Consider the following 24,953-nt stretch of genomic DNA (forward strand, 5'->3'; position numbering starts at 1 on the left):
GGCTCCCCCTTGCGTCGTCGTCACTTGTGAATGTGACGTCCGAGGCGGCCGGAAGGAGCCGACGGAGGAGTTGCGGAAGCGTCTCAATGCGGCAACGGCACGTCCGTTACGCACCGATCCGCGCCGAATGACTAGGAGACGATGTCCTTGCGGGAGAAGTTCCGGAAGGCGAGCGCGAAGAGCACCAGCCCGTAAGTGACGGAAACGGCGGCCCCCTTGAGCATCCCGGTCCACTCCAGCTGCGGCTGCAGCGCGTCGATCCAGGCGAACTGCCAGTGCGCGGGCAGTGCTTCGCGCCAGCCGCCCAGAGCCGTGACCGCGTCCAGCACATTGCCGATGATCGTCAGTCCCACCGCGCCGCCGACCGCGCCCAGCGGCGCGTCCGTCTTGGTCGACAGCCAGAACGCCAGCCCGGCCGTCACCAGTTGGGAGACGAACACGAACGCGACGACGAGGCCGATCCGCGCCAGCGTGTCGCCCGCGGCCAGGGACCCGCCGGTCGGCAGCTTCAGCGGCCCCCAGCCGTACGCGACCGTCCCCGCCACCAGTCCGACCAGCGGCAGCAGCATCATCGCCGCCGCGCTGAATCCGAGAGCCACGGCCAGCTTGGACCACAGCAGCCTGGTGCGCGGGACGGGCGCGGCGAGCAGATAGCGCAGGGACGACCAGTTGGCCTCGGAGGCGACCGTGTCGCCGTGGAACAGGGCGACCGGCACCACCAGCAGGAAGCCTGCCGACACGAACAGGCAGGTGGCCGCGAAGTTCGCGCCGGAGGCCGTGGCGGTGTCCATCAGGGTGATCCGGCCGTTGTCCCGGCCGTCGGGGGTGCCCCCGATCGCGAAGGCGGCGATCAGGATGAGCGGCAGCGCGGCCAGCACCCCGGCCATCACCAGCGTCCGGCGGCGCTTCAGCTGCCGCACCGCCTCCACCCGCAGCGGCAGCGTGTGCCGGGCCCGGTAGCCGGGGGCGGACCCGACGGACACGGGCCTCGGCGGTCGGGTCTCGACGGGCGCGCTCATGCGGAGCCTCCGATCAGGGTGAGGAACGCGTCCTCCAGGCGGCGGTGCGGGCCGACGCCCGTCAAGGGCACGTCCAGACGCACCAGTTCGGTGATCATCTCGGTGGCGGTCGCACCGTCGAGCCGGACGAGCAGCCCCTCGTCCGTGCGGGCCGCGGAACCGATGCCCGGCAGCGCGGCGAGCTTCTCGACCACGGGCTCCGGCACCTCGCCGTCGGTGGTGACGAGCAGGGTGTCGCTTTCGCCGGTGATCTCGGCGGCCGGCCCGGCCTGCACGAGCCGGCCGCGGTCCATCACCACCAGGTGCGTGCAGGTCTGCTCGACCTCGGACAGGAGGTGGCTGGAGACGATGACGGTCCGGCCGCCGGCGGCGTAACGGATCATCACGTCCCGCATCTCGCGGATCTGCGGCGGGTCGAGGCCGTTGGTCGGCTCGTCGAGAATCAGCAGGTCCGGCAGGCCGAGCATCGCCTGGGCGATGGCGAGCCGCTGCCGCATGCCCTGCGAGTACGTGCGCACCGCGCGGGCCAGCGCGTCGCCGAGGCCGGCGATCTCCAGCGCCTCCTCGATGTGCGCGTCGGCCGCCGGGCGTCCGGTGGCCTTCCAGTACAGCTCCAGGTTGTCGCGACCGGACAGGTGCGGCAGGAAGCCCGCACCCTCGACGAAGGCGCCGACCCGGGAGAGTACGGGCGCGCCGGGTCTGATCGCGTGGCCGAAGACCCGGATCTCGCCCTCTTCGGGCCGGATCAGCCCCATCAGCATGCGCAGGGTGGTCGTCTTGCCGGCGCCGTTGGGGCCGAGGAGGCCGAGCACCTGGCCCTTCTCGACACGGAAGGACAGGCCCCGCACCGCGTACCGGTCGGCGGACTTGGCGTACCGCTTGGTCAGGTCGGTGATCTCCAGCGGCACGTCGGCGAGCTCGGGGTCGGGGGCCGGTGCGAACGTGCGGCGGCGGGCGGTGAACAGCAGCGCGGCGGCCACGAGAGTGCCCGCGGCGGGCAGCGCCCAGACCCACCAGGGCAGGCCGGTCGCCTGCGTCCGCACGGCGGGTGCGGTGGGCACCGAGAGCTGTCCTGCGAGGCTCACCGTGTAGGTGGCGGGTTCGGCGGGCGAGGCGTAGCCGAGGTCGGTCGCGGAGAGGACGAGGCGAAGCCGGTGCCCGGCGTCGACCTCGTGGTCCACGGCGGGCAGGGTCAGCTCGACCTCCTTGCCGGCTTTCGCGTCCTCGATCCGGACGGGGGCGACGAGCTGGGAGGGCAGCACCTGCTGCCTGCCGTCCGGGCCGACGTCGTACACCTTGCCGAAGAGGACCGCGTCGCCGGCGTCCGAGGCGGCCTTCACCCTGACGGTGGGCGAGCCGGTGATGCGGGTGGACGTGCCGAGCGGCTCGGACTGGAAGCTCGCGAACTGTCCGGGGAAGTCGAGGGACAGGCCGACACCGAGCGAGGAGAGGGCGCCCGCGCCACCGCTGAGGCCGGGGACGGCCGAGATGGCGGGCGGGGTGGCGCCCGCCGGGTTGGCGAAGCGCTGTTCGCGGCCCGCCAGCGGGATCTGCCGGGTGCCGTCGGTGAGGCCGGGGTAGCTGTCGCCGGTCGCGCCGCGCAGCAGTGCCTGGCCGTCGGTGGAGTCGACGCCGCCGGTGCGGCTGACGCGGAAGGCGGGGCCGGTGCCGGCGTCCTTGTCCTGCTTCAGGTAGCGGTCGAACCAGTCGCCGATGCGGCCCTCGACACGGCCGCTCTCCCGGTCGCCCCCGTCGTGGCCTCCGGCGATCCAGTCGACGGCGACGGGTGCCCCGTTGGCGCTGATCGCCTTCGCCATGGCGTCCGCGTGCGAGAGGGGGAAGAGCGAGTCGGACTGGCCCTGCACGATGAGCGCGGGCGCCTTGATGCGGTCGCCGACCGCGGAGGGGCTGCGGCTCTCGAGGAGCTCACGGGACTCGGCATCGGGCTTGCCGGCCACGGCGACACGCTCGTACATGGCGCACAGCGTCGGCTGGAACGGGCCGCAGCCGGTGGGGTTCGCGGGTGCCGGCTCGCCGGCGGCGGAGTCGGCTTCACCGCGGGAAGCGCGCCCGGCGTCGGAGCCTGCGGCGTCGGCGCGGTCCTGACCGGCCGGGGCCTCGCCCGCGGGCGGCTCCGCGGGGGCGTCGGGAGGCTGCCGGCCGCCCGGTGCCGTGACCAACGAGGCCGCCGAACCGGTCGAGAAGAAGATTCCGGCCCACAGCTTCTTGAAGACGCCGTCGGGGAAGAGGGCGTCGGCGAGGTTCCAGTAGGTGATCTGCGGCGCGATCGCGTCGACCCGCTGGTCGTAAGCCGCGCCCAGCAGGGAGATCGCGCCGCCGTACGACGAACCGGTCATGCCGACGCGCGGATCTCCGTCCGCGTCCAGCTCGACCTCCGGCTGCTTCGCCAGCCAGTCGATCAGCCGGGAGACGTCCTTGACCTCGTGGTCGGGGTCGTTGAGCCCGATCTGCCCGGTGGACCGGCCGAAGCCGCGGGCGGACCAGGTGAGCACGGCATAGCCCTCACGGGCAAGCTGCTCGGCCTGCGCGCGGACGTCGTTCTTGCTGCCGCCGAAGCCGTGACCGATCAGGACGGCTGGTCTGCGCCCTTCGCCGCCGCTGGTGAAGTAGGAGGTGTCGATCTTCGCCCCGGGCACGTTCTGCACCCGGTCCTCGCGGTGCACGGCGGGTGCGTCGTCGTCGGCGACGGCGGTCCACGTGCCGGCGCCGGCAAGGACGGCGAAGGCCGCGACGCCGGCGAGCCATCGGCTCCGCGGCCGGGGAAGTCGGATCTGCATGATGGAACCCTAAACGGACGGACCCCCCGGTCTCGGCTGCCGCAAGGCGGAACCGATGAGCCTCCTCGAGGAGTACGCGGCAGGGCCCTCGTACACCAGACGCGGTACGCGGCGCAGGTCCTGACATTACGGACGCACGCCAGTGGCACACAAGATCCGCACTTACTGATGTGCCGTCATATCACTTGCGGCGCAAGGGGCTTACTGGCCAGTCGCGACTTTGTGGCGCAGGTCACAGCACGGGCCTCTGGTTCTCGCAACCTCACATCCTGGCACCATGCACGCCCGTACTTGTCCGTAACCGGTCAATGAAAGGTCAGGTGCACGAGATGAGAGCCACTGCCCGTCGCGCCGGCGCGCTGATATCAGCAGTCGCCGCCGCGACCGGTCTCCAGTTCGCCGTTTCCCCCACCGCGCACAGCGCGATCGTCGGCGATCTTCGTCTCGCTCCCACTGCAACTGCCATCCCCGACAGCTGGATCGTCGTCCTCAAGGACGGCACGACTCGCGCCGCCGATCTCGGCGTCGCACCGAAGCACACCTACCGCAGCGTCCTCGCGGGCTTCTCCGCCTCGATGTCGGCTGCCAGAGCCAAGGCGCTCGCGGCCGACCCACGGGTCGCGTACGTCGAACAGAACGCCACGGTCCGGCTGAACGACACCCAGTCCAATACCACCTGGGGCCTCGACCGGATCGACCAGCGCAACCTGCCGCTGTCGAAGACGTACACCTACAACACGTCCGCCTCGAACGTGAACGCGTACGTCATCGACACCGGGATCCGCACCTCGCACAGCGAGTTCGGCGGGCGCGCGAGCGTCGGCACGGACACGGTGGGTGACGGCCGGAACGGTCAGGACTGCCAGGGCCACGGCACCCATGTCGCCGGCACGGTCGGCGGCAAGAACTACGGCGTCGCCAAGGGCGTCAACCTCGTCGCCGTACGCGTCCTGGACTGCGCGGGCTCCGGTACGACTGCCGGAGTCATCGCGGGAGTCGACTGGGTGACCGCCAACGCCAAGAAGCCGGCCGTCGCCAACATGAGTCTCGGCGGCTCGGCCAACACGTCCCTCGACAACGCGGTGAAGAAGTCCGTCGCGTCGGGAGTCAGCTACGCCATCGCGGCGGGCAACGGTCTGCCGATCCTCGGGCTGCCCGCGAACGCGTGCAACTACTCACCCGCCCGCGTCCCCGAAGCGATCACGGTCGGCGCGACGGACAGCTCCGACCGCCGGGCGTCGTTCTCCAACTTCGGTACCTGCCTGGACCTGTTCGCCCCCGGTGTGGACATCACGTCGGCCTGGAAGGACGGCGACACCGCCACCAACACCATCTCGGGGACGTCGATGGCGACCCCGCACACCGCGGGTGTTGCGGCGCTCTACCTGGCCGACCACCCGACGGCCACCCCGGCCCAGGTGCGGGACGCCGTGGTGAACAATGCGACCAGCGGCAAGGTCGTGGACCCGCGCTACGGCTCCCCGAACAAGCTGCTGCACTCCCTGTTCTGACGCCCCGGCACACCACGCGCCCGGCACTGAACGCCGCAGCGGCCCGTACGGGATTCTCCGTGCGGGCCGCTGCGGCGTGCGGTGCTTCAGTGCTTCGCGCGGTGCGTCACTGACTCGTGCGGTGCGTCAGTGGTTGCGGGGGAAGCCCAGGTCCACGCCGGCGGGGGCGTCCGCCGGGTCGGGCCAGCGGGTGGTGACGACCTTGCCGCGCGTGTAGAAGTGCACGCCGTCGTTGCCGTAGATGTGGTGGTCACCGAAGAGCGAGTCCTTCCAGCCACCGAAGGAGTGGTAGCCCACCGGCACCGGGATCGGCACGTTCACACCGACCATGCCGGCCTCAATCTCCAGCTGAAAGCGGCGGGCCGCGCCGCCGTCGCGGGTGAAGATCGCCGTGCCGTTGCCGAACGGCGACGCGTTGATCAGTGCCACGCCGTCCTCGTACGTCTCCGCGCGCAGCACGCACAGCACGGGGCCGAAGATCTCGTCGCGGTAGGCGTCGGAGTCGGTGGAGACCTTGTCGAGGAGGGAGAGGCCGATCCAGTGGCCGTCCTCGAAGCCGTCGACCGTGTACCCGGTCCCGTCGAGGACCACGTCCGCGCCCTGGGCGGCGGCGCCCTTGACGTACGAGGCGACCTTGTCGCGGTGGGCGGCGGTGATCAGCGGACCCATCTCGGACGTCGGGTCGTTGCCCGGACCGATCTTGATCTTCTCGGCGCGCTCGCGGATCTTGTCCACGAGCTCGTCGCCGACCGCGCCGACCGCGACGACCGCGGAGATCGCCATGCAGCGCTCACCGGCCGAGCCGTACGCCGCGGAGACCGCCGCGTCGGCGGCCGCGTCGAGGTCGGCGTCGGGCAGCACCAGCATGTGGTTCTTCGCGCCGCCGAGCGCCTGGACGCGCTTGCCGTTGGCGGAGGCGGTCGTGTGGATGTAGCGGGCGATCGGGGTGGAGCCGACGAAGGAGACGGCGGAGACGTCCGGGTGCCCGAGCAGCGCGTCGACGGCCACCTTGTCGCCGTGCACCACATTCAGCACACCATCGGGCAGACCGGCCTCGGAGGCCATCTCCGCCAGGAGGTTCGCGGCCGACGGGTCCTTCTCGCTCGGCTTGAGGATGAAGGTGTTTCCGCAGGCGACGGCCAGCGGGAACATCCACATCGGCACCATCGCCGGGAAGTTGAACGGCGTGATGCCGGCGACCACGCCCAGCGGCTGGCGGATCGTGGCGACGTCGACCCGGTTGGAGACCTGGGTCGACAGCTCGCCCTTGAGCTGGGTGGTGATGCCGCAGGCGAGCTCGACGATCTCCAGACCGCGGGCGACCTCGCCGAGCGCGTCGGAGTGCACCTTGCCGTGCTCGGCGGTGATCAGGGCCGCGATGTCGTCACGGCGGGCGTCCAGCAGGGCGCGGTAGCGGAAGAGGACCGCGGTGCGCTGCGCCAGGGACGAGGTGCCCCACGTCGCGTACGCCTCCCGCGCCGCGGCCACGGCCGCGTCGACCTCGCCGACGGAGGCCAGGGCGACACGCGTGGTGACGGCTCCCGTCGCCGGGTCCGTGACCGGGCCCCAGTTGCCCGACGCACCCTCGACGGTCTTGCCACCGATCCAGTGGTTGACGGTCTTCGTCATGACGAAATGCTCCTTCAGAGATGGCGGCGTCGGGCGGCGGCCTGCCGGTCGTACTCCTCCCGGGCCTTGACCGCCGACGGGCGAGTCGCGGTCTCGGCCACTGGAACATCCCACCACGCCTGCGCCGCCGGCGGGCCCGACACAGTGTCTGGCGTTTCGGTCTCGACGTAGACACATGTGGGCACGTCGGCCGCGCGCGCCTCGGCCAGAGCTTCGCGCAGGTCACGCACGCTGCGGGCGCGGATCACCCGCATCCCGAGGGACTCGGCGTTGGCCGCGAGGTCCACGGGCAGCGGCGCCCCGGTGAAGGTACGGTCGGCGGCCCTGTGCCGGTAGGCGGTGCCGTAGCGCTCCGAGCCCACCGACTCGGACAGGCCGCCGATGGAGGCGTACCCGTGGTTCTGAAGGATCACCATCCGGATCGGGACGCCCTCCTGGACCGCGGTGACGATCTCGGTGGGATTCATCAGGTACGTGCCGTCGCCGACGAGCGCCCACACCGGGCGGCCGGGGGCCGCCATCGCGACGCCGATCGCGGCCGGGATCTCGTAGCCCATGCAGGAGTAGCCGTACTCCACGTGGTACTGGTCGGCGGAGCGGGCGCGCCACAGTTTGTGCAGGTCGCCGGGGAGCGAACCGGCGGCGTTGACGAGGATGTCGTCCCCGGTCACCAGGGCGTCGAGGGCGCCGAGGACCTGCGCCTGGGTGGGGCTTGCGTCGGGATCCGGCGCACTGAACGCACCGGTCACCCGCTCCTCCCAGGCCGCCTTGGCCGAACCGTACTCCGCTGTGTACGCCGCGTCGACGCGATGTCCCCCGAGCGCAGCCGTCAGCTCTTCGAGCGCGGCGCGGGCGTCGCCGACGATCCCGAGACCGGCCATTTTGTGGGCGTCGAAGGACGTGACGTTGATGTTGACGAAGCGGACCGCCTCGGACGGGAAGAGGGTCGAGGAGGCGGTGGTGAAGTCGGACCAGCGGGTGCCGACACCGATGACCAGGTCCGCGGTGCGGGCGAGGTCGTCGGCCGTGGCGGTGCCGGTGTGCCCGATGCCCCCGACATCGCACGGGTGGTCGTACGGCAGCGAGCCCTTCCCGGCCTGGGTCGAGGCCACCGGGATGCCGGTCGCGTCGGCGAACGCCCGCAGCGCCTCCTCCGCCTCGGAGTGGTGGATGCCGCCGCCTGCGACGAGCAGCGGGCGGCGGGCGGCACGCAGTGCCCCGGCCGCCTGCGCCAGCGCCTCGGCGTCGGGCCGCGGGCGGGCCACCCGCCAGATCCGCTCGGCGAAGAACTCCTCCGGCCAGTCGTACGCCTCCGCCTGCACGTCCTGCGGCAGCGCGAGCGTGACCGCGCCGGTCTGCGCGGGGTCGGCGAGAACCCGCATGGCCTGGAGCGCGGCCGGGATCAGCGCCTCGGGGCGGGTGACCCGGTCGAAGTAGCGGGAGACGGGGCGCAGGCAGTCGTTCACCGACACATCGCCCGCGTAGGGCACTTCGAGCTGCTGGAGGACGGGGTCGGCGGGCCGGGTGGCGAAGATGTCGCCGGGGAGCAGCAGGACGGGGAGATGGTTGATCGTGGCGAGGGCGGCGCCGGTGACGAGGTTGGTGGCGCCGGGGCCGATGGACGTGGTGACGGCCTGGGCAGTCAGCCGCCGGGACTGGCGGGCGTGGCCGACGGCCGCGTGGACCATCGCCTGTTCGTTGCGGCCCTGGAGGTACGGCATGTCCCCGGACGATTCGAGGAGCGCCTGTCCGACGCCCGCGACGTTGCCGTGCCCGAAGATGCCCCAGGTGGCGTCGATCAGACGGTGGCGGCGGCCGTCGCGCTCGGTGTACTGGCGGGCGAGGAAGGCGACCAGGGCCTGGGCGGTGGTCAGCCGCCGGGTGGTCGGGCGGGGAGCGGTCGGGCCGGGGGTGGCGGGGTGTGGGGTGGTCACCGGTAGCCCTCCGTGTGGTCGGGGTGGAAGCGGATGAGCCACTCGCGCTCGGCTCCGGGGCCCGCCATCACGTTGAGGTAGTACATGGTGTGGCCGGGCTCGGCGATGGAGGGACCGTGCCAGCCGTCGGGGACGAGGACGGCGTCGCCGGTGCGGACCTCGGTGAGGAGGTCGGAGCCGCCGGGGCGGGACGGGGAGATGCGCTGGTAGCCGAGGCCGCCGCCCTCGATCTCGAAGTAGTAGATCTCCTCGAGCTCGCTCTCCTCGCCGGGTCGGTGCTCGTCGTGCTTGTGCGGAGGGTAGGAGGACCAGTTGCCGCCGGGGGTGAGCACCTCGACGGCGATCAGGCGGTCGCAGTCGAAGGAGCCCGCAGCGGCGAAGTTGTGGACCTCGCGGGCCTGGCTGCCGCTGCCGCGGGACTCGACGGGTACCTCCGGCGCGGGGCCGTAGCGAGCGGGGAGTGGGCGCTCGCACCTCGCTCCTGCCAGGGCGAAGCGGCCTCCCGCGCCGGAGGCGATCTGGGCATGGGCGTTGCGCGGTACATAGGCGAAGTCGCTCACTCCGCCGAACACGCTTTCCCGCCCCTGCAGTTCAAAGATCTCGCCTTGTGTGTGCACGGTGCAACCGCCGCTGAGGGGCAGCACGATCCACTCGCTGTCGCCGGCGGTGAGCAGCTGCGCTCCGCCCGGCTCGAGCTCGAGCACGCGCAGGGAGGAGTAGCCCCAGCCGGCCTGCTCAGGGCTGATGCTCAGGGCGTACGGGCCGTCGGCCGTGCTGCCCGCCCGGAGGTGGAGACCGCCCGGCTTGCTGTTGTCGTCCATGTCCTGGTCGGCCAAGTCCCGGCCGTACATGTCCTGGCCGTCCATGTGCTGATCGTCCATGTGCTCTCCGTACCCCCTACAGCAGTCCTACGGCCGTATCGACCGCGCCCGCCACGTCGCCGTCGACCGGATAGAGCAGTGAGCGGCCCACCACCAGACCCTGGACCGTGGGCAGTTGCAGCGCTCCGCGCCATTTCTCGTACGCGTCGTCCTGGTCCTTGCCTATGTCGCCGCCGAGCAGCACCGCGGGGAGGGTGGAGGTCTCCAGTACCGCCCCCATGTCGTCGGGGTCCTCGGTGACGGGCACCTTCAGCCAGGTGTACGCCGATGTGCCGGCCAGCCCGGAGGCGATGGCGATGGAACGGGTCACGGCTTCGGCGCTGAGATCGTTGCGGAGCCGGCCGTCGATCCGGTGACAGATGAACGGCTCTATGAAAACGGGAAGCTGACGCTCGGCCATCTCGTCGACGGCCCGGGCGGCGGCATCGAGGGTGCCGAGGGAGGCCGGGTCGTCGTAGTCGATACGGAGGAGCAGCTTGCCCGCGTCGAAACCCAGCCGGTCGAGGTCGCGGGCCCGGTGACCGGTGAACCGGTCGTCGAGCTCGAACGCGGCGCCCGCGAGGCCTCCCCTGTTCATCGAGCCCATGACGACCTTGCCGTCGAGGGCCCCGAGGAGCAGCAGGTCGTCGAGGATGTCGGCGGTGGCGAGCACGCCGTCGACACCGGGGCGGGACAGCGCGAGGCAGAGCCGCTCCAGCAGGTCGAGGCGGTTGGCCATGGCGAGGCGGCGCTCGCCGACTGCGAGGGCGCCGCGGGCGGGGTGGTCGGCGGCCACGATCATCAGCCGTCCTCTGTCCCCGACGAGCCCCTGCCGCCGGCGCCTGCGGACAGCGGCCTCGGCGACCGCCTCCGGGTGCCGCGCGCGGATCCCGACGAGCTCGCCGATGTCGACCCGGCTCACGGCCCCTCCCCGCGCCCGCCGCTCTCGGGCCGCTCCTGGTCGGGGCGGGCCGGGTCGGGGTCGGCACGGAGATCGGGCCGCCCCGGTGCTGCGCCGCCCCGAACGGCGGCCGGGTCGGGGTCGGCGGACCGGGCGGTGGCCTGCGCAGGGGCGGCGGCCCGGTCGGGGGCGCTCGGGTCCGGTGGGGGTGGGGCGCCGGCCAGGACGGCCTCGACCTCCTCCTCGTACGGCATCGCCGTCGAGCACGCGAGGCGTGATGCCACGATCGCGCCCGCCGCGTTGGCGTACCGCATCGTGTGCTCCAACTCCCATGCGGCCAGCAGCCCGTGGCACAGGGCACCGCCGAACGCATCCCCCGCCCCCAGCCCGTTGACGACATCGACCGGGACGGGCAGGACCTCGGCCTGTGTGCCGTCGCGGTGCAGGGCGAGCACTCCCTTGGGCCCCTGCTTGACGACGGCGAGCTCGACGCCGGATGCCAGCAGCGCCCGTGCGGCGGCGTGCGGCTCGCGCTCGCCGGTGGCGACCTCGCACTCCTCCAGGTTGCCCACGGCGACCGTCGCATGGGTCAACGCCTGGGCGTAGTACGCCCGCGCCTCCTGCGGGTCGGACCAGAACATCGGCCGCCAGTCCAGGTCGAACACGGTGATGCCCGATCCTCCCGCCCGGTGCGCCAGCGCCGCGAGGGTCGCCGACCGGCTCGGCTCGGCGCACAGTCCGGTGCCGGTCATCCAGAAGACCCGGGCGTCACGGATCTGCGCCAGGTCCAGTTCGCTGTCGCGGATCTCCAGATCGGGCGCCTTCGGCTGCCGGTAGAAGTAGAGGGGGAAGTCGTCCGGCGGGAAGATCTCGCAGAAGGTGACCGGCGTCGGATACGCGGCGACGGGCGTGACCCACCGGTCGTCGACACCGAACTCCCCGAGCGCCTGGTGGAGATAGTCGCCGAAGGCGTCCTGCCCGGTACGGGTGATCACCGCGGTCCGTCGGCCCAGCCTCGCCGCGGCGACCGCGACATTCGTCGCCGAGCCGCCGAGGAACTTTCCGAACGTGTCGACCTGCGCCAAGGGAACCCCGGTACGCAGCGGATAGAGGTCGACCCCGATCCGCCCCATCGTGATCACGTCATACGGCTGAGGCATGCGCGTCCCTTCGGTTCGAACCGCCGGTGCCGGCCGACATCAGGTCTAGCCCTCCCCTGCGAACCCTGTCAACATTTTGTCCTTACATTCGGACCAAGTCTTGACACCTTTCTCGGGCGGCCGGAAAGCTGACCGGCATGACCTCATCCGTACCCGCCCTGAACCGCATCCGGGTCGGCTCGGCCCCCGACTCCTGGGGGGTGTGGTTTCCCGACGATTCCCGTCAGATCCCCTGGCAGCGCTTCCTCGACGAGGTCGCGCACGCCGGTTACGAGTGGATCGAGCTCGGCCCGTACGGCTATCTGCCGACCGACCCCGCCCGGCTGGCGGAGGAGACCATGCGGCGCGGTCTCAAGGTCTCGGCCGGCACCGTCTTCACCGGCCTGCACCGCGGACCGGCCGTGTGGGACGAGACCTGGGCCCATGTCTCCGACATCGCAGCGCTCACCCAGGCGATGGGCGCCTCGCACCTGGTGGTGATCCCCTCTTTCTGGCGCGACGACAAGACGGGGACGGTGCTCGAGGACCGCACGCTGACCCCGGCGCAGTGGCGTGACCTCACGGCTCAGACCGAACGACTGGGCCACGAAGTGCGGGAGCGCTACGGCCTGGAGATCGTCGTCCATCCGCACGCGGACACCCACATCGACACCGAGGAGAACGTCACCCGCTTCCTCGACGCCACCGACCGGGATCTGGTGTCCCTCTGCCTGGACACCGGTCACTACGCATACTGCGGCGGCGACAGCGTCAAGCTGATCGAGACCTACGGGGAGCGGATCGGCTACCTCCACCTCAAGCAGGTCGACCCGGAGATCCTGGCCCAAGTGGTGTCCGAGGAGGTGCCGTTCGGACCGGCCGTGGGGCGCGGAGTGATGTGCGAGCCGCCGGCCGGGGTGCCCGCTCTCGAACCGGTGCTCAGCGCCGCCCAGTCGCTGGGGGTCGAGCTCTTCGCCATCGTCGAGCAGGACATGTATCCCTGCCCTGCGGACAAACCGCTTCCGATCGCCGAACGCACCCGTAACTTCCTGCGCTCCTGCGGCGTCTGACGCACCGCAGCAGATCCGTCACCGATGTCCGCCTCTCATCACGCATGTCTCCATTACGCGGATCTTCCGTCACAGACGATCAACAGGCGGGCCCCTGACACCGGTCCCTGTCGTTCAACGGGCACAGGCTCAGTGATCGCCAGCGTCCGCGCGACAGCTCCCCCGACGGCATACCGACCGCGTCTGCTGCGCGCGCAGGGAGGTACCACGCTCATGACGGACAGCAGGCTCTGGTCGTACAAAGACATCGCCGCGCACATCAAGGTCCAGCCGGACACCGTCCGCTCCTACCGCAAGCACGGTCTTCTGCCTCCGCCCGACCATGTGGAGGCCGGCAAGCCGTTCTGGTACGCGGACACGATCCGCGTGTGGGTGGCCAACCGGCCAGGGAACAGAGGCCGTAGGGAGTGAGGCACAGAGCGAGGCGAGGGGGCGGCCCGCACCGGCAGCCGCGGAGGGCCGCCGTACCGTGTCGCCGCCGCGCCGCGCCGTGCGGAGTGACCTCCGCGTCGTGCCGTGTGGCCGCCTCGCCGAGCGGCAGCCGCGGAGGGCCGCCGCCGCGCCGCTCGGCGTGACGCCGGACCCGACCTTGTCTCGCGCGGCGCCGTCCAGGCGAGGCGGCGAGCAGGCCGAGTACCACCCTGGCGTCCATCAGGACGACCGGCGCGCCCCGAGGCCGAACTGGAAGCCGTTTCCCGTGCGGGAGCAGCACAGCCGGAGGCCGCGAACACACCGCCCCGGTACCTGTCGCCGCTCCTCGGCGATGCGGAATCAAACAGGTACCCCCTAGGGGTATAGTGGTCCCGACAGAGGGTCGCGGGCAGCCGCCGCTACCCCTGGGCGCACCATGCCCGATCGAGGGCGTACGCGCTCGAAGCCCCGAAGAGGAGAAGGCCATGACCGTGGAGACGAAGACAGGCATCGAGACCGAGGCCACCGGGGCGACCGCCTCATGCTGCTCGTCCACCGGCTCCTGCCACGACGCCGCCGCGGACGTGCAGACCCTCGGCGTCACCGCCGTCTACCAGGTCAGCGGCATGACCTGCGGCCACTGCGAGGGCGCTGTCAGCAGCGAGATCTCCGAGCTTCCCGGCGTCACCTCTGTGACGGCCGTCGCCGCGACGGGGCAGGTCACCGTGGTCTCGGATGCCCCGCTGGACGAGGCCGCCGTGCGGGAGGCCGTCGACGAGGCCGGCTACGAGCTGGCCGGAAAGGCCTGAGCGCCGCGCGCCCCGGCCCACCGGCCCGCACCCCTGGCCCTGGCCGTAGCCCCACCGCCGGATACTGGTGGGGTACGGCCCGGCCCAGCTGCGTGGAGTCCCGAACGTGGAAACATCCGAGGTAGAGCTCACCATCGGCGGGATGACCTGCGCTTCCTGCGCCGCCCGCGTCGAGAAGAAGCTGAACCGCATGGACGGCGTCAGCGCCACGGTCAACTACGCGACCGAGAAGGCGCACATCTCCTGCCCGGCAGGGACGGAAATCGCCGATCTGATCGCGACGGTGATGAAGACCGGCTACACGGCCGAGGAGCCGCCACCGGCCGCCCCCACGCCGGACACCCATCCCGAAGAGCCCTCGGACGGCACGGCCGCCGCGGACACCGGACGGGACGGCGGTGCCCTGCGACAGCGGCTCGTCGTCTCCGCGCTGCTGTCGGCACCGGTCGTCCTCATGTCGATGATCGGGCCGCTGCAGTTCGACAACTGGCAGTGGCTCTCGCTGACACTCGCCGCCCCGGTCGTCGTCTGGGGCGCCCTGCCCTTCCACCGTGCCGCCTGGACCAATCTGCGGCACGGCGCGGCGACGATGGACACGCTGGTCTCCACCGGCACACTGGCCGCCTTCGGCTGGTCCCTGTGGGCGCTGTTCTTCGGCAACGCCGGCATGCCGGACATGCGCCACGGCTTCGACCTCACCGTCAGCCGCACCGACGGCTCGTCGACGATCTATCTCGAGGTCGCCGCCGGGGTGACCACGTTCCTCCTGCTCGGACGCCGGCTCGAAGCACTCTCCAAGCGGCGCGCGGGCGCGGCCCTGAGGGCGCTCATGGACCTGGGCGCGAAGGACGTCGCGGTCCTGAGGGGCGGCTCCGAGGTGCGCATCCCGGTCGACCGCCTCGCCGTCGGCGACCGCTTCGTCGTACGGCCCGGGGAGAAGATCGCCACCGACGGGAGCGTCGTCGGGGGCACCTCGGCCGTCGACGCCTCGATGCTCACCGGCGAGTCCGTTCCGGTGGACGTCGCCCCGGGCGACGCCGTCACCGGTGCCACCCTGAACACCGCCGGCCGCCTCGTCGTCGAGGCCACACGCGTCGGCGCGGACACCGGGCTGGCCAGGATGGCGAAGTTGGTGGAGGACGCCCAGAACGGCAAGGCGCAGGTCCAGCGGCTGGCCGACCGGATCTCCGCCGTCTTCGTGCCGGTGGTGCTGCTGATCGCAGTAGGCACGCTCGGCGCATGGCTGGCGGCGACGGGTGACACGTCCGCCGCCTTCACCGCCGCCGTCGCCGTACTGATCATCGCCTGCCCCTGCGCGCTCGGTCTGGCGACTCCGACCGCACTGATGGTCGGCACGGGGCGGGGAGCGCAGCTCGGCATCCTGATCAAGGGGCCGGAGGTACTGGAGTCCACGCGGAGGGTGGACACCGTCGTCCTGGACAAGACGGGAACCGTCACCACGGGCCGGATGACTCTTCAGGGCGTGCACCCCGCCGAAACCGCCGACGCGCAGGAACTGCTGCGTTTCGCGGGCGCACTGGAGCACGCCTCGGAGCACCCCGTCGCTCGTGCGATCGCCGACGGCGCGGCGGTCCGCACGGGAGGCCCGCTGCCTGCCGTCGAGGAGTTCGTGAACGTGCCCGGCCTCGGCGTGCGGGGAGTCGTCGAGGGCCGGCAGGTGCTGGTGGGGCGGGCGCGGCTGCTCGAGGGCGCGGGCGTCGAGCTGCCTGACGGGCTCGTGGAGGCCGCGGCCCGCGCGAGCGGCTGTACGGCCGTGTACGCGGCGCGGGACGGCAAGGCCCTCGGCGTCCTGACCGTCGCCGACGCGGTCAAGGGCACCAGCGCACAGGCCGTGCGGGAGCTGCGGGCGCTGGGGCTTGCTCCCGTGCTGCTGACCGGCGACAGCAGGGCGGTGGCGGAAGCGGTCGCCGCGGAGATCGGTGTGGACGAGGTGTACGCCGAGGTCACGCCCGAGGAGAAGGTGAAGGTCGTCGAACGGCTTCGCGCCGAGGGCCGCGCGGTCGCGATGGTCGGCGACGGCGTGAACGACGCAGCCGCGCTGGCCACCGCCGACCTGGGCCTCGCGATGGGAACGGGCACGGACGCGGCGATCGAGGCGGGAGACCTCACCCTGGTGAGGGGGGATCTGCGGGTGGCCGGGGACGCGATCCGTCTCGCAAGGCGGACACTGGCCACGATCAAAGGCAATCTTTACTGGGCCTTTGGCTACAACGTCGCCGCACTGCCTCTGGCGGCATCAGGCCTGCTCAACCCCATGATCGCGGGATTCGCGATGGCCTTTTCGTCCGTATTTGTGGTATTCAACAGCCTGCGCCTGCGCTCCTTTTCGTGACTACAAACAGGTCACAAGACCTTCACAACGAGACCTAGATCACAGATATTTAGGGGTAACCATTCGTGCTCCTCGCGGGTCTGAATGGTCGATGCCGAGAACGTCTTGGGGGACGTTCATGGGATGTCTTGGGGGACGTCCCAGGCAAGCGTTTGGCCGGGGCACGTGCCCGGGGAGCTTTGAGCGGCCCTCCCGTGCGTACGTACCCCGGCACCGCGTGAGGAGCTTCTGCCACCCACAGACGCCCGGCCGGATCCCGTGGGGGGAATCCGCTGTCGGGGATATGGGAAGCGCCCCGCCCGCCGACCCGTGGGGGGATCGGCAGCGGGGCGCTTTCCGCTGTTCGGGGACCCGGGGCTTCGACCCCGGCCCGGACGGTGCGAGGGCTCAGCGGGCCTCGACCGGAACGAAGTCGCGCAGGACCTCGCCGGTGTAGATCTGGCGCGGGCGGCCGATGCGGGACCCGGGCTCCTTGATCATCTCGTGCCACTGGGCGATCCAGCCGGGAAGCCGGCCGAGCGCGAAGAGCACGGTGAACATCTCGGTCGGGAAGCCCATGGCGCGGTAGATGAGACCCGTGTAGAAGTCCACGTTCGGGTAGAGGTTGCGCGAGACGAAATAGTCGTCGGAGAGCGCGTGCTCCTCGAGCTTCAGCGCGATGTCCAGCAGTTCGTCGGACTTGCCGAGCGCGGAGAGGACGTCGTGCGCCGCGGCCTTGATGATCTTCGCGCGCGGGTCGAAACTCTTGTAGACCCGGTGGCCGAAGCCCATCAGGCGGACGCCGTCCTCCTTGTTCTTCACCTTGCGGATGAAGGAGTCGACATCGCCGCCGTTGGCCTGGATGCCCTCGAGCATCTCCAGGACCGACTGGTTGGCGCCGCCGTGCAGCGGGCCCCACAGGGCACTGATGCCGGCGGAGATCGAGGCGAACATGTTCGCCTGCGAGGAGCCGACCAGCCGCACCGTGGAGGTCGAGCAGTTCTGCTCGTGGTCCGCGTGCAGGATCAGCAGCTTTTCCAGCGCCGAGACCACGACCGGGTCGGGCTCGTACTCCTGCGCGGGGACCGAGAAGGTCATGCGGAGGAAGTTCTCCACGTAACCGAGGTCGTTGCGCGGGTAGACGAACGGGTGACCGATCGACTTCTTGTACGCGTACGCCGCGATCGTCGGCAGCTTGGCCAGCAGCCGGACCGTGGAGAGGTGGCGTTGCTTCTCGTCGAACGGGTTGTGGCTGTCCTGGTAGAACGTGGACAGCGCGCTGACCACGGACGACAGCATGGCCATCGGGTGCGCGTCACGCGGGAAGCCGCCGAAGAACCGCTTGACGTCCTCGTGCAGCAGCGTGTGCTGGGTGATCTCGCCCTTGAAGCCCGCAAGCTCGTCGACCGTCGGAAGCTCGCCGTTGATCAGCAGGTATCCCACCTCGAGGAAGGTGGAGCGCTCGGCCAGCTGCTCGATCGGGTAGCCGCGGTAGCGCAGAATGCCCTGCTCGCCGTCGAGGTAGGTGACCGCGGATTTATAGGCGGCGGTGTTGCCGTATCCACTGTCCAGGGTCACCAGACCGGTCTGGGCTCGGAGCTTCCCGATGTCGAAGCCCTTGTCGCCGACGGTGCTATCGACCACCGGGTAGGTGTATTCACCGTCCGCGTACCGCAGTACTACAGAGTTGTCGCTCACGTCATCCCTCACCGACGTAGTGCCTCTTCTTCGAGGTGCCCTGACTGTCTCTACCATCCCCCATTTGGCTCAGCAGAGTGCACTCGGGGTCGACCATTGGGCCTATCGGCGGCACTCAGTGCCGCCAACCTGCTCATCTTGCCCCCTTCGCCCTGGTTCCGGAAGCCAGGACGGGGTCGGGGTGGTGTTTCCCACCCCGGCATGCCGCCGAACCGTCCGCCCACCGGGCCCGTCCGGGCGGCGGGCTCACCCGGCCAGCCGATGGGCGAGCGCCGTGCAGCGTCTGCCTGCGGAAACGGTCCGCACGGCCTGGCCTATCGCCTTGCGGGAGCCGACCAGGACGACGAGCCGCTTCGCCCGGGTGACAGCCGTGTAGAGCAGATTGCGCTGAAGCATCATCCACGCCCCTGTGGTGACCGGGACCACCACCGCCGGATACTCGCTGCCCTGCGAGCGGTGAATCGTCACCGCGTAGGCGTGGGCCAGCTCGTCCAGCTCGTCGAAGTCGTAGGCAACCTCCTCGTCCTCGTCGGTCAGCACGGTCAGCCGCTGGTCCTCCACCTGGAGCGACGTGACGACGCCGACGGTGCCGTTGAAGACCCCGTTACGCCCCTTGTCATAATTGTTTCTGATCTGAGTCACTTTGTCGCCAACGCGGAAAACCCGTCCGCCGAAGCGCTTCTCCGGAAGCTCGGGGCGGGCCGGGGTGATCGCCTGCTGAAGCAGTCCGTTGAGCGTCCCGGCACCGGCCGGGCCCCGGTGCATCGGCGCCAGCACCTGGACATCGCGTCTCGGGTCCAGGCCGAACTTGGCGGGGATGCGCCGGGCCGCCACGTCGACGGCCAGCCTGCCCGCGTCCTCCGTCTCGTCCTCGACGAACAGGAAGAAGTCGGCGAGACCCGAAGTGATGGGCGGAAGACCGGAGTTGATCCGATGGGCGTTGGTGACGACACCGGACTGCTGCGCCTGCCGGAAGATCCGCGTCAGACGCACGCTCGGCACCGGACCACCGTCCGCGAGCAGGTCGCGCAGCACCTCGCCGGCGCCGACGCTCGGCAGCTGGTCCACGTCCCCGACCAGCAGCAGATGCGCGCCCGGCGCCACGGCCTTGACCAGCTTGTTGGCGAGCAGCAGGTCGAGCATCGACGCCTCGTCGACGACGACCAGATCCGCGTCCAGCGGCCGATCCCGGTCGTAGGCCGCGTCCCCGCCGGGCTTGAGCTCCAGCAGCCGGTGCACCGTGGACGCCTCGGCGCCGGTGAGCTCGGCGAGGCGCTTGGCCGCACGGCCCGTGGGGGCGGCGAGCACGACCTTGGCCTTCTTGGCACGGGCCAGCTCCACGATCGAGCGGACGGTGAACGACTTGCCGCAGCCCGGCCCGCCGGTGAGCACGGCGACCCTGCTGGTCAGCGCGAGCTTGACCGCCGCTTCCTGCTCGGGCGCCAGCTTCGCGCCCGTACGGTCCGCGAGCCATGCCAGCGCCTTGTCCCAGGCCACCTCCCCGAAGGCCGGCATCCGGTCACCCTCCGCCTCCAGCAGCCGCCGCACCTGCCCGGCGAGGGACAGCTCCGCGCGGTGGAACGGCACCAGGTACACGGCCGTCACCGGCTCTCCCCCCTCCGGCCCCGGCACCTGCTCCCGTACGACGCCCTCCTCGTCGCCCGCGAGCTCGGCGAGGCAGTCGATGACCAGACCGGTGTCCACCGCGAGCAGCTTCACCGCGTCCGAGATCAGCTGCTCCTGCGGCAGGAAGCAGTGGCCCTGGTCGGTCGACTGGGAAAGGGCGTACTGCAGACCGGCCTTGACCCGCTCGGGACTGTCGTGCGGTATCCCGACCGCCTGGGCGATCCGGTCGGCGGTCAGGAAGCCGATGCCCCACACGTCGGCCGCCAGCCGGTACGGCTGGTTCTTCACGACCGAGATCGAGGCGTCCTCGTACTTCTTGTAGATACGCACCGCGATGGAGGTCGAGACGCCCACGCCCTGGAGGAAGACCATGACCTCCTTGATGGCCTTCTGCTCCTCCCAGGCCGCGCCGATCATCTTCGTCCGCTTCGGCCCGAGGCCCGGCACCTCGATGAGCCTCTTCGGCTCCTGCTCGATGACGTCGAGGGTGTCCGTGCCGAAGTGGTCGACGATCCGCTCGGCGATCTTCGGCCCGATCCCCTTGATCAGGCCCGAACCGAGATAGCGGCGTATGCCCTGGATCGTGGCCGGCAGGACGGTGGTGTAGTTCTCCACGGTGAACTGCTTGCCGTACTGCGGGTGGGAGCCCCAACGGCCCTCCATCCGCAGCGACTCGCCGACCTGCGCACCGAGCAACGACCCGACGACGGTGAGCAGATCGCCGGCGCCGCGCCCGGTGTCGACGCGGGCGACCGTGTAGCCGTTCTCCTCGTTGGCATACGTGATCCGCTCGAGGACGCCTTCGAGGACGGCCGGGGTGAACGTGACCGGATTGGACATGAACCGACGTTATCGCTGAGGTCCGACATCAGGGACGCCCTGTGGACAACCCCACCCGGCTCCGCACGCCGAAGGGCCCGGTCGACGACCGGGCCTCCACCAACTCCCCCACCTACAAGGCCCTTGCGATCCCCCGGATCGCCCCCCGGGCCTTGCTGACACATACGACTCCGGTCACGCACATACGGTTGCATGACTGCACCCAGTAATTCTCGCCACGTTCGAGACATGCTTTCAGCCACACGACGGATCGGTGGTGCCGCGTGCGCCGACCGGCCCGGCTTGCCCGGCACGGTGCCCGAACGACAACCATCGGAGCGACCGGGCCAACCGTCGCACCGGTCCGTTGAGCGACCAGGTCCCACGTCACAGTCCGCGGCCGAAGTGGAATTTGCTCCGCCATCCGCGATAAAGAAGAGCCATGAGCAACTACGGGGGATCCCCTCAAGGGAACGGCGAACCGAGCAGCTTCATACTCCGGCCGCCGCAGCCCGACCCGTCCCGGCCGGCCCCGGCTCCGTACCCTGCGCCGGGGCACCATGCGCCGCAGCCACAGCCCGACGCGACGGACCCCGGTGCGGGGCGGCTGATCGCCGGACGGTACCGGCTGCTGGCCAAACTGGGGCACGGCGGCATGGGTACCGTGTGGCGGGCTGCGGACGAGACGGTCGGCCGCGAGGTCGCCGTCAAGGAGCCCCGGCTCCCCGACCACCTTCCCGAGCGCGAGCGGGCCAACGCCTTCGAGCGGATGCGCCGCGAGGCGCGCGCCGCGGCCAGACTCGATCACCCGGCAGTGGTCAATGTGCACGATGTGGCCGTCGAGGGGGGCCAGCCCTGGATCGTGATGGAGCTGGTGCAGGGCAGCTCCCTCGGCGCTGTCCTGCAGGAAGGGACGCTGGGCACACGCGAGGCCGCGCGGATCGGCCTGCAGGTGCTCGGGGCCCTGGAGGCCGCCCATCAGGCCGGCATCCTGCATCGTGACGTCAAACCCGACAATGTCCTGCTCGGACGTCACGACCGGGTGGTCCTCACCGACTTCGGCATCGCCCAGATCGAGGGCGAGACCAGTCTGACCGACACCGGCGGCTTCGTCGGATCACCGGAGTTCATCGCCCCCGAGCGGGTCCTGGGCCAGCGCCCGGGGCCGGCGAGCGATCTCTGGGCGCTCGGCGTCGTGCTGTACGCGGCGACGGAGGGCGTGTCCCCGTTCCGGCGCGGCAACACCCCGGCCACGCTGCAGTCCGTCCTCAACACCGATCCGCCCGCGCCAGGAGCAGCACAGGGCCCTCTCGCACAGGCCATCGGGGGCCTGCTGGTGAAGGACCCGGCCCGGCGGATGCCCGCGGACCGGGCACGCCGTCTTCTGGAGGAGGCCGCCGCACCCCCGCCGCCCACGCCGACGGTGGTGCACTCCGCACTGCCGCAGAGCAGTGGCGGCAAGCAGGGCGTGACCCTGAGCCGGAAGGCGCTGCTCAGCACCGGCGGCGCGGTGGTCGCCGCGTTCGTCGCCATGGCCCTGGTGCTGGCGAACCCGTTCGCCGCCGACGCCGGTCAGGACGACAAGTGGGAGCAGCGGGCCGAGAAGCAGCTCGGAGCAACGCTGTCGGTTCCGGACGCCTACGAACGGTGGACGCCGAAGGAGTCCAACAGCGACCAGGACTGGGTCCGGTACGAGGACCCGAGCGGTGCCGTCTGGATCATGCTCGACCTGACCCGCAAGGACGACAGCCTGAGCGGCATCGCCGGCACGGCCGCCGCGGAGGCGTACGACGACGCCGAGACGTTCCGCGAGAGCGGCAGCAGCGACCTGGGAGTCAGGTCCGACTCGAAGCTGAAGATGCAGACGAAGGTCGACATCGACTACAAGGGCCAGAAGGCCGCCACGAACTCGGGCACCTTCGTGGACACCTCGGACAGCGACAGCCCCGACCCGCGCGAGTTCCGCATCTTCTACTACAAGACCAAGTCCGGCGACATGTACAAGCTGAAGGTCATGTACCCGGGCAAGGGCGATCTGACGGAACGGGGCCGAGAGGTCGCCGAGCGCACCATCAAAGAGCTGGACATCACCCAGCTCTGAGCCCTGTCCGCGAAGTCTCGCCACGGCGCCTCCGGGCGGACGACGAACGACGGGACTTCGCGGCAGCCGGGCCGCCCGACGGCGGTGGCTCGGCACTCGGGCCTCGGGGCTCAGGGCTCGGGCCTCAGGGCTCGGCGGATCAGATCGTGCAGGCGAGGAACGGCGCCACCGAGCAGCGACCCGACGACGGTGGGCAGGTCACCGCCGCCGCGCCCGGTGTCGACGCGGGCGACCGTGTAGCCGTTCTCCTCGTCCATACGTGATCCGCGCTCAGCCCCGGGCCCGCCGGCCGTCCGCGCCGGCCACCACCGCCTCCAGCCGCGCCCCACGGCTCTCCGCAACCCGCATCACGTCCCGCAAGGACTCGCTCAACCGGCAGGCCAGGTAGCGCAGTTCACTGCCCGTCACCCGACGGTCCGCCAGCAGGACCCCGGCGTGACCGAGCAGGTCGCCCGCCATGCCGAGCTGGATGCTCTCGATGTCGTCCGCGAGCCGCGACACATAGCCGGTGCCGTCGCCGACGACATAGCACGGCTTATCCTGCTCGGCCGTCCACGGCAGCAGCCGGGCTGCCGCACGCCCCGCACAGTTCTCGCCGCTCACGCCACATCCACTCCTCGTACGGCGAGCAGCAGTACCCGCCGCCGCTGCCGCTTCTGCCGCTTCTCGTGCGCCACGAGGTAGGGCCGTACGAGCGGGCTGTCCTCGCCTCGCAGAGGCCGTCCACCGGTGCGGTACACGGTCGGCCCGCCGACATAGGCACACGAATAGGGGTGGCCCGCCGCCGGCGGTCCCGTGGGCCGGCTCCGTCCGGCCTTGGGGGTGAAGAACCGCGCCAGCGGCCCGAAGAGGTGCCCGAGGACATGCGTCATGCCAGCCTTCTTCCGTCCATGAGAGACACACAGGCACCCTCAAGTGCACTGTGTGGCGAACTCCTCACAGACTGAAGTCATGACTGGCTAGGCTGCCAGTACCGGAGGCTTGACAGCACGCCCGTCAGCTTGGGGAGTCGATCGCATGGACAGCAACCGAAAGCCGCGAGTACCGCGTACGCCGCGCGAGAAGTACGGGGAAGAACTGCGGCTACGGCGGATGGCGGCGGAGCTGACGCAGGAGGCACTGGGCGACCAGGTCGTGTGCTCCCCGACGCTCATCAGCCACTTCGAGGCAGGCCGGCGGCTGCCCAACCCGGACGACGCACAGCGGATCGACCGGGCGCTCGGCACGGACGGGTTCTTCGCCCGCTGGCTGGAGGACCTGGAGACGAAGTACGCCGACCACTTCGCGGCGGTGGCCGAGCTGGAACAACAGGCGAAGCTCATCCAGCAGTTCGCCCTGTCGCTGGTGCCCGGTCTGCTGCAGACGGAGGGCTACGCGCGTGCGCTGTTCCGTGCGTACCGGCCCAATCATCAGCTGGAGGAACTTGACAGAGACGTTGTCATTCGAACAGAGCGTTCCCGGGTCCTCGACGGGCCGTTGCACCCTGTCATGTGGACGCTGCTGGACGAAGCCGTGCTCCGGCGGCAGGTAGGCGGCCCCCAGGTGATGGCCGAACAGCTCGGCAAGATCGCGGACATGGCCGAGGCGGGGCGACTGCGGTTGCACGTACTGCCGTTCGGAGCGGGCGCACACGCGCTCATGGAGAGCCTGCTCACCCTCATGAGCTTCGAGGACTCGGCTCCCGTGGCGTATGTCGAAGGGCTGTTCAGCGGGCGCCTGATGGACGAGCCGGCCCTGGTGAACGGTTGTCAGACGGCCTACGCTCTTGCGCTGAGCGACGCGCTGTCGCAGCAGGAGTCACTGGCTCTCGTGAGGGCCGCCGCGGAGGAACACGAACATGGCCAGCAGTGAACGCACCGTCACCGACTCGTCGGCCCTCACCGGCTGGTACAAGTCCAGCTACAGCGGCGGCGGCCAGGGCGAGTGCCTCGAGGTCGCCAGCGGCCACGCCGGCGTGCCGGTCCGGGACAGCAAGGCCGTGACCGGTCCGGCACTGGTCTTCTCTGCGGAGGGGTGGTCGTCGTTCGTCTCCGCTCTCAAGAGCGGTGAACTCTCCGGCTGAGGCGCGCGCCCGGAGTGTGTGTCCCACACGCTTCGTGGCCGGTTGGCCGCTTTGTTCGTTGCTGCTGAGAAGTCGCCCGTGAAAGCATTTCCGGGTGAGTGACAACGGGGACGACATATCGAGGCCTGAACGCCTCTTAAGAGCTTGTCTCACATGGTGAGGTTGGCCAGCTTCTTGTAGCAGGTCAGTACCGCTGCGAGGCCGAGGAAAGCCAGGAAGTGTGTGCCCTTCCGC

The 24,953-nt window shown here is 70.6% G+C and carries 20 protein-coding genes; 8 read left to right on the forward strand and 12 right to left on the reverse strand.

Going from position 1 to position 24,953, the window contains the following annotated elements; all coding sequences use genetic code 11:
* Window positions 1-131 precede the first annotated feature (131 nt).
* Window positions 132-1,019 (reverse strand): ABC transporter permease, encoded by an 888-nt coding sequence (locus ACZ4SA_RS28625; protein WP_468280196.1) that lies wholly within the window; start codon window positions 1,017-1,019, stop codon window positions 132-134.
* Window positions 1,016-3,817, reverse strand: a complete 2,802-nt coding sequence (locus ACZ4SA_RS28630) for a CocE/NonD family hydrolase (protein ID WP_468280199.1) — start codon at window positions 3,815-3,817, stop codon at window positions 1,016-1,018. The genes ACZ4SA_RS28625 and ACZ4SA_RS28630 overlap by 4 nt, the downstream gene beginning before the upstream one ends.
* Before the next feature lie 320 nt (window positions 3,818-4,137).
* On the opposite strand from ACZ4SA_RS28630, the gene ACZ4SA_RS28635 reads away from it, so the two are divergent.
* Complete coding sequence (locus ACZ4SA_RS28635; protein ID WP_468280202.1) at window positions 4,138-5,328, forward strand: S8 family peptidase; 1,191 nt, start codon at window positions 4,138-4,140, stop codon at window positions 5,326-5,328.
* Window positions 5,329-5,454: 126 nt separating this feature from the next.
* Here ACZ4SA_RS28635 and mmsA read toward each other — a convergent pair whose 3' ends face one another.
* From mmsA to iolC, 5 genes are all read right to left on the reverse strand, one after another.
* A complete protein-coding gene (mmsA, locus tag ACZ4SA_RS28640) occupies window positions 5,455-6,957 on the reverse strand; it encodes a CoA-acylating methylmalonate-semialdehyde dehydrogenase (RefSeq protein WP_468280205.1) in 1,503 nt (500 codons plus the stop codon).
* A 14-nt stretch (window positions 6,958-6,971) separates the two neighbouring features.
* Window positions 6,972-8,891: a 3D-(3,5/4)-trihydroxycyclohexane-1,2-dione acylhydrolase (decyclizing) gene (gene iolD, locus ACZ4SA_RS28645; protein WP_468280208.1), complete on the reverse strand. Its 1,920-nt coding sequence runs from the start codon at window positions 8,889-8,891 to the stop codon at window positions 6,972-6,974.
* Window positions 8,888-9,712 (reverse strand): 5-deoxy-glucuronate isomerase, encoded by an 825-nt coding sequence (iolB, locus tag ACZ4SA_RS28650; protein WP_468280256.1) that lies wholly within the window; start codon window positions 9,710-9,712, stop codon window positions 8,888-8,890. Before iolB ends, iolD begins: the two co-directional genes overlap by 4 nt.
* A 76-nt stretch (window positions 9,713-9,788) precedes the next feature.
* A complete protein-coding gene (locus ACZ4SA_RS28655; protein ID WP_468280211.1) occupies window positions 9,789-10,673 on the reverse strand; it encodes a Cgl0159 family (beta/alpha)8-fold protein in 885 nt (294 codons plus the stop codon).
* Window positions 10,670-11,812, reverse strand: coding sequence for a 5-dehydro-2-deoxygluconokinase (gene iolC, locus ACZ4SA_RS28660; protein ID WP_468280214.1), 1,143 nt, complete (start codon window positions 11,810-11,812; stop codon window positions 10,670-10,672). Before iolC ends, ACZ4SA_RS28655 begins: the two co-directional genes overlap by 4 nt.
* 137 nt (window positions 11,813-11,949) lie before the next feature.
* Here iolC and ACZ4SA_RS28665 point away from each other — a divergent pair, with 137 nt between their 5' ends.
* The 4 genes from ACZ4SA_RS28665 (at window position 11,950) to ACZ4SA_RS28680 (ending at window position 16,434) form a co-directional block, all read left to right on the forward strand.
* A complete protein-coding gene (locus ACZ4SA_RS28665) occupies window positions 11,950-12,861 on the forward strand; it encodes a sugar phosphate isomerase/epimerase family protein (protein ID WP_468280217.1) in 912 nt (303 codons plus the stop codon).
* Window positions 12,862-13,074: 213 nt separating this feature from the next.
* Window positions 13,075-13,272: a helix-turn-helix transcriptional regulator gene (locus tag ACZ4SA_RS28670; RefSeq protein ID WP_468280220.1), complete on the forward strand. Its 198-nt coding sequence runs from the start codon at window positions 13,075-13,077 to the stop codon at window positions 13,270-13,272.
* A gap of 485 nt (window positions 13,273-13,757) precedes the next feature.
* Window positions 13,758-14,081 (forward strand): heavy-metal-associated domain-containing protein, encoded by a 324-nt coding sequence (locus ACZ4SA_RS28675; protein WP_468280223.1) that lies wholly within the window; start codon window positions 13,758-13,760, stop codon window positions 14,079-14,081.
* Window positions 14,082-14,223: 142 nt separating this feature from the next.
* The gene (locus ACZ4SA_RS28680) at window positions 14,224-16,434 is read left to right on the forward strand and encodes a heavy metal translocating P-type ATPase (protein WP_468280259.1); all 2,211 of its coding nucleotides are present in this window, start codon (window positions 14,224-14,226) and stop codon (window positions 16,432-16,434) included.
* Window positions 16,435-16,821: 387 nt separating this feature from the next.
* Here the strand turns inward: ACZ4SA_RS28680 and ACZ4SA_RS28685 are convergent, their stop codons facing one another.
* Window positions 16,822-18,111 (reverse strand): citrate synthase, encoded by a 1,290-nt coding sequence (locus ACZ4SA_RS28685; RefSeq protein WP_468280226.1) that lies wholly within the window; start codon window positions 18,109-18,111, stop codon window positions 16,822-16,824.
* A 246-nt stretch (window positions 18,112-18,357) separates the two neighbouring features.
* Window positions 18,358-20,577, reverse strand: coding sequence for an SF1B family DNA helicase RecD2 (recD2, locus tag ACZ4SA_RS28690; protein WP_468280229.1), 2,220 nt, complete (start codon window positions 20,575-20,577; stop codon window positions 18,358-18,360).
* Window positions 20,578-20,998: 421 nt separating this feature from the next.
* Between recD2 and ACZ4SA_RS28695 the strand changes: the two genes are divergently transcribed.
* Window positions 20,999-22,657 (forward strand): serine/threonine-protein kinase, encoded by a 1,659-nt coding sequence (locus ACZ4SA_RS28695; RefSeq protein WP_468280232.1) that lies wholly within the window; start codon window positions 20,999-21,001, stop codon window positions 22,655-22,657.
* 110 nt (window positions 22,658-22,767) lie between these two features.
* Here ACZ4SA_RS28695 and ACZ4SA_RS28700 read toward each other — a convergent pair whose 3' ends face one another.
* The 3 genes from ACZ4SA_RS28700 to ACZ4SA_RS28710 are packed head-to-tail and all read right to left on the reverse strand — an operon-like array spanning window position 22,768 to window position 23,529.
* A complete protein-coding gene (locus ACZ4SA_RS28700; protein WP_468280260.1) occupies window positions 22,768-22,914 on the reverse strand; it encodes a hypothetical protein in 147 nt (48 codons plus the stop codon).
* A gap of 13 nt (window positions 22,915-22,927) precedes the next feature.
* Entirely contained in the window at window positions 22,928-23,260 is a 333-nt protein-coding gene (locus ACZ4SA_RS28705; RefSeq protein ID WP_468280234.1) for a hypothetical protein, read from the reverse strand.
* The gene (locus tag ACZ4SA_RS28710; RefSeq protein ID WP_468280235.1) at window positions 23,257-23,529 is read right to left on the reverse strand and encodes a hypothetical protein; all 273 of its coding nucleotides are present in this window, start codon (window positions 23,527-23,529) and stop codon (window positions 23,257-23,259) included. The genes ACZ4SA_RS28705 and ACZ4SA_RS28710 overlap by 4 nt, the downstream gene beginning before the upstream one ends.
* A gap of 145 nt (window positions 23,530-23,674) precedes the next feature.
* Here ACZ4SA_RS28710 and ACZ4SA_RS28715 point away from each other — a divergent pair, with 145 nt between their 5' ends.
* Together ACZ4SA_RS28715 and ACZ4SA_RS28720 are read left to right on the forward strand one after the other, a co-directional pair.
* On the forward strand, window positions 23,675-24,508 hold the full coding sequence (locus ACZ4SA_RS28715; RefSeq protein WP_468280237.1) for a helix-turn-helix domain-containing protein: 834 nt from the start codon (window positions 23,675-23,677) through the stop codon (window positions 24,506-24,508).
* Window positions 24,495-24,719 carry a DUF397 domain-containing protein gene (locus tag ACZ4SA_RS28720; protein ID WP_468280240.1) on the forward strand — a complete coding sequence of 75 codons (225 nt, stop codon included), beginning with the start codon at window positions 24,495-24,497 and terminating at the stop codon, window positions 24,717-24,719. The genes ACZ4SA_RS28715 and ACZ4SA_RS28720 overlap by 14 nt, the downstream gene beginning before the upstream one ends.
* The last annotated feature ends 234 nt before the right edge of the window (window positions 24,720-24,953 follow it).

It is taken from the genome of Streptomyces sp. NPDC027962 (assembly GCF_055566095.1).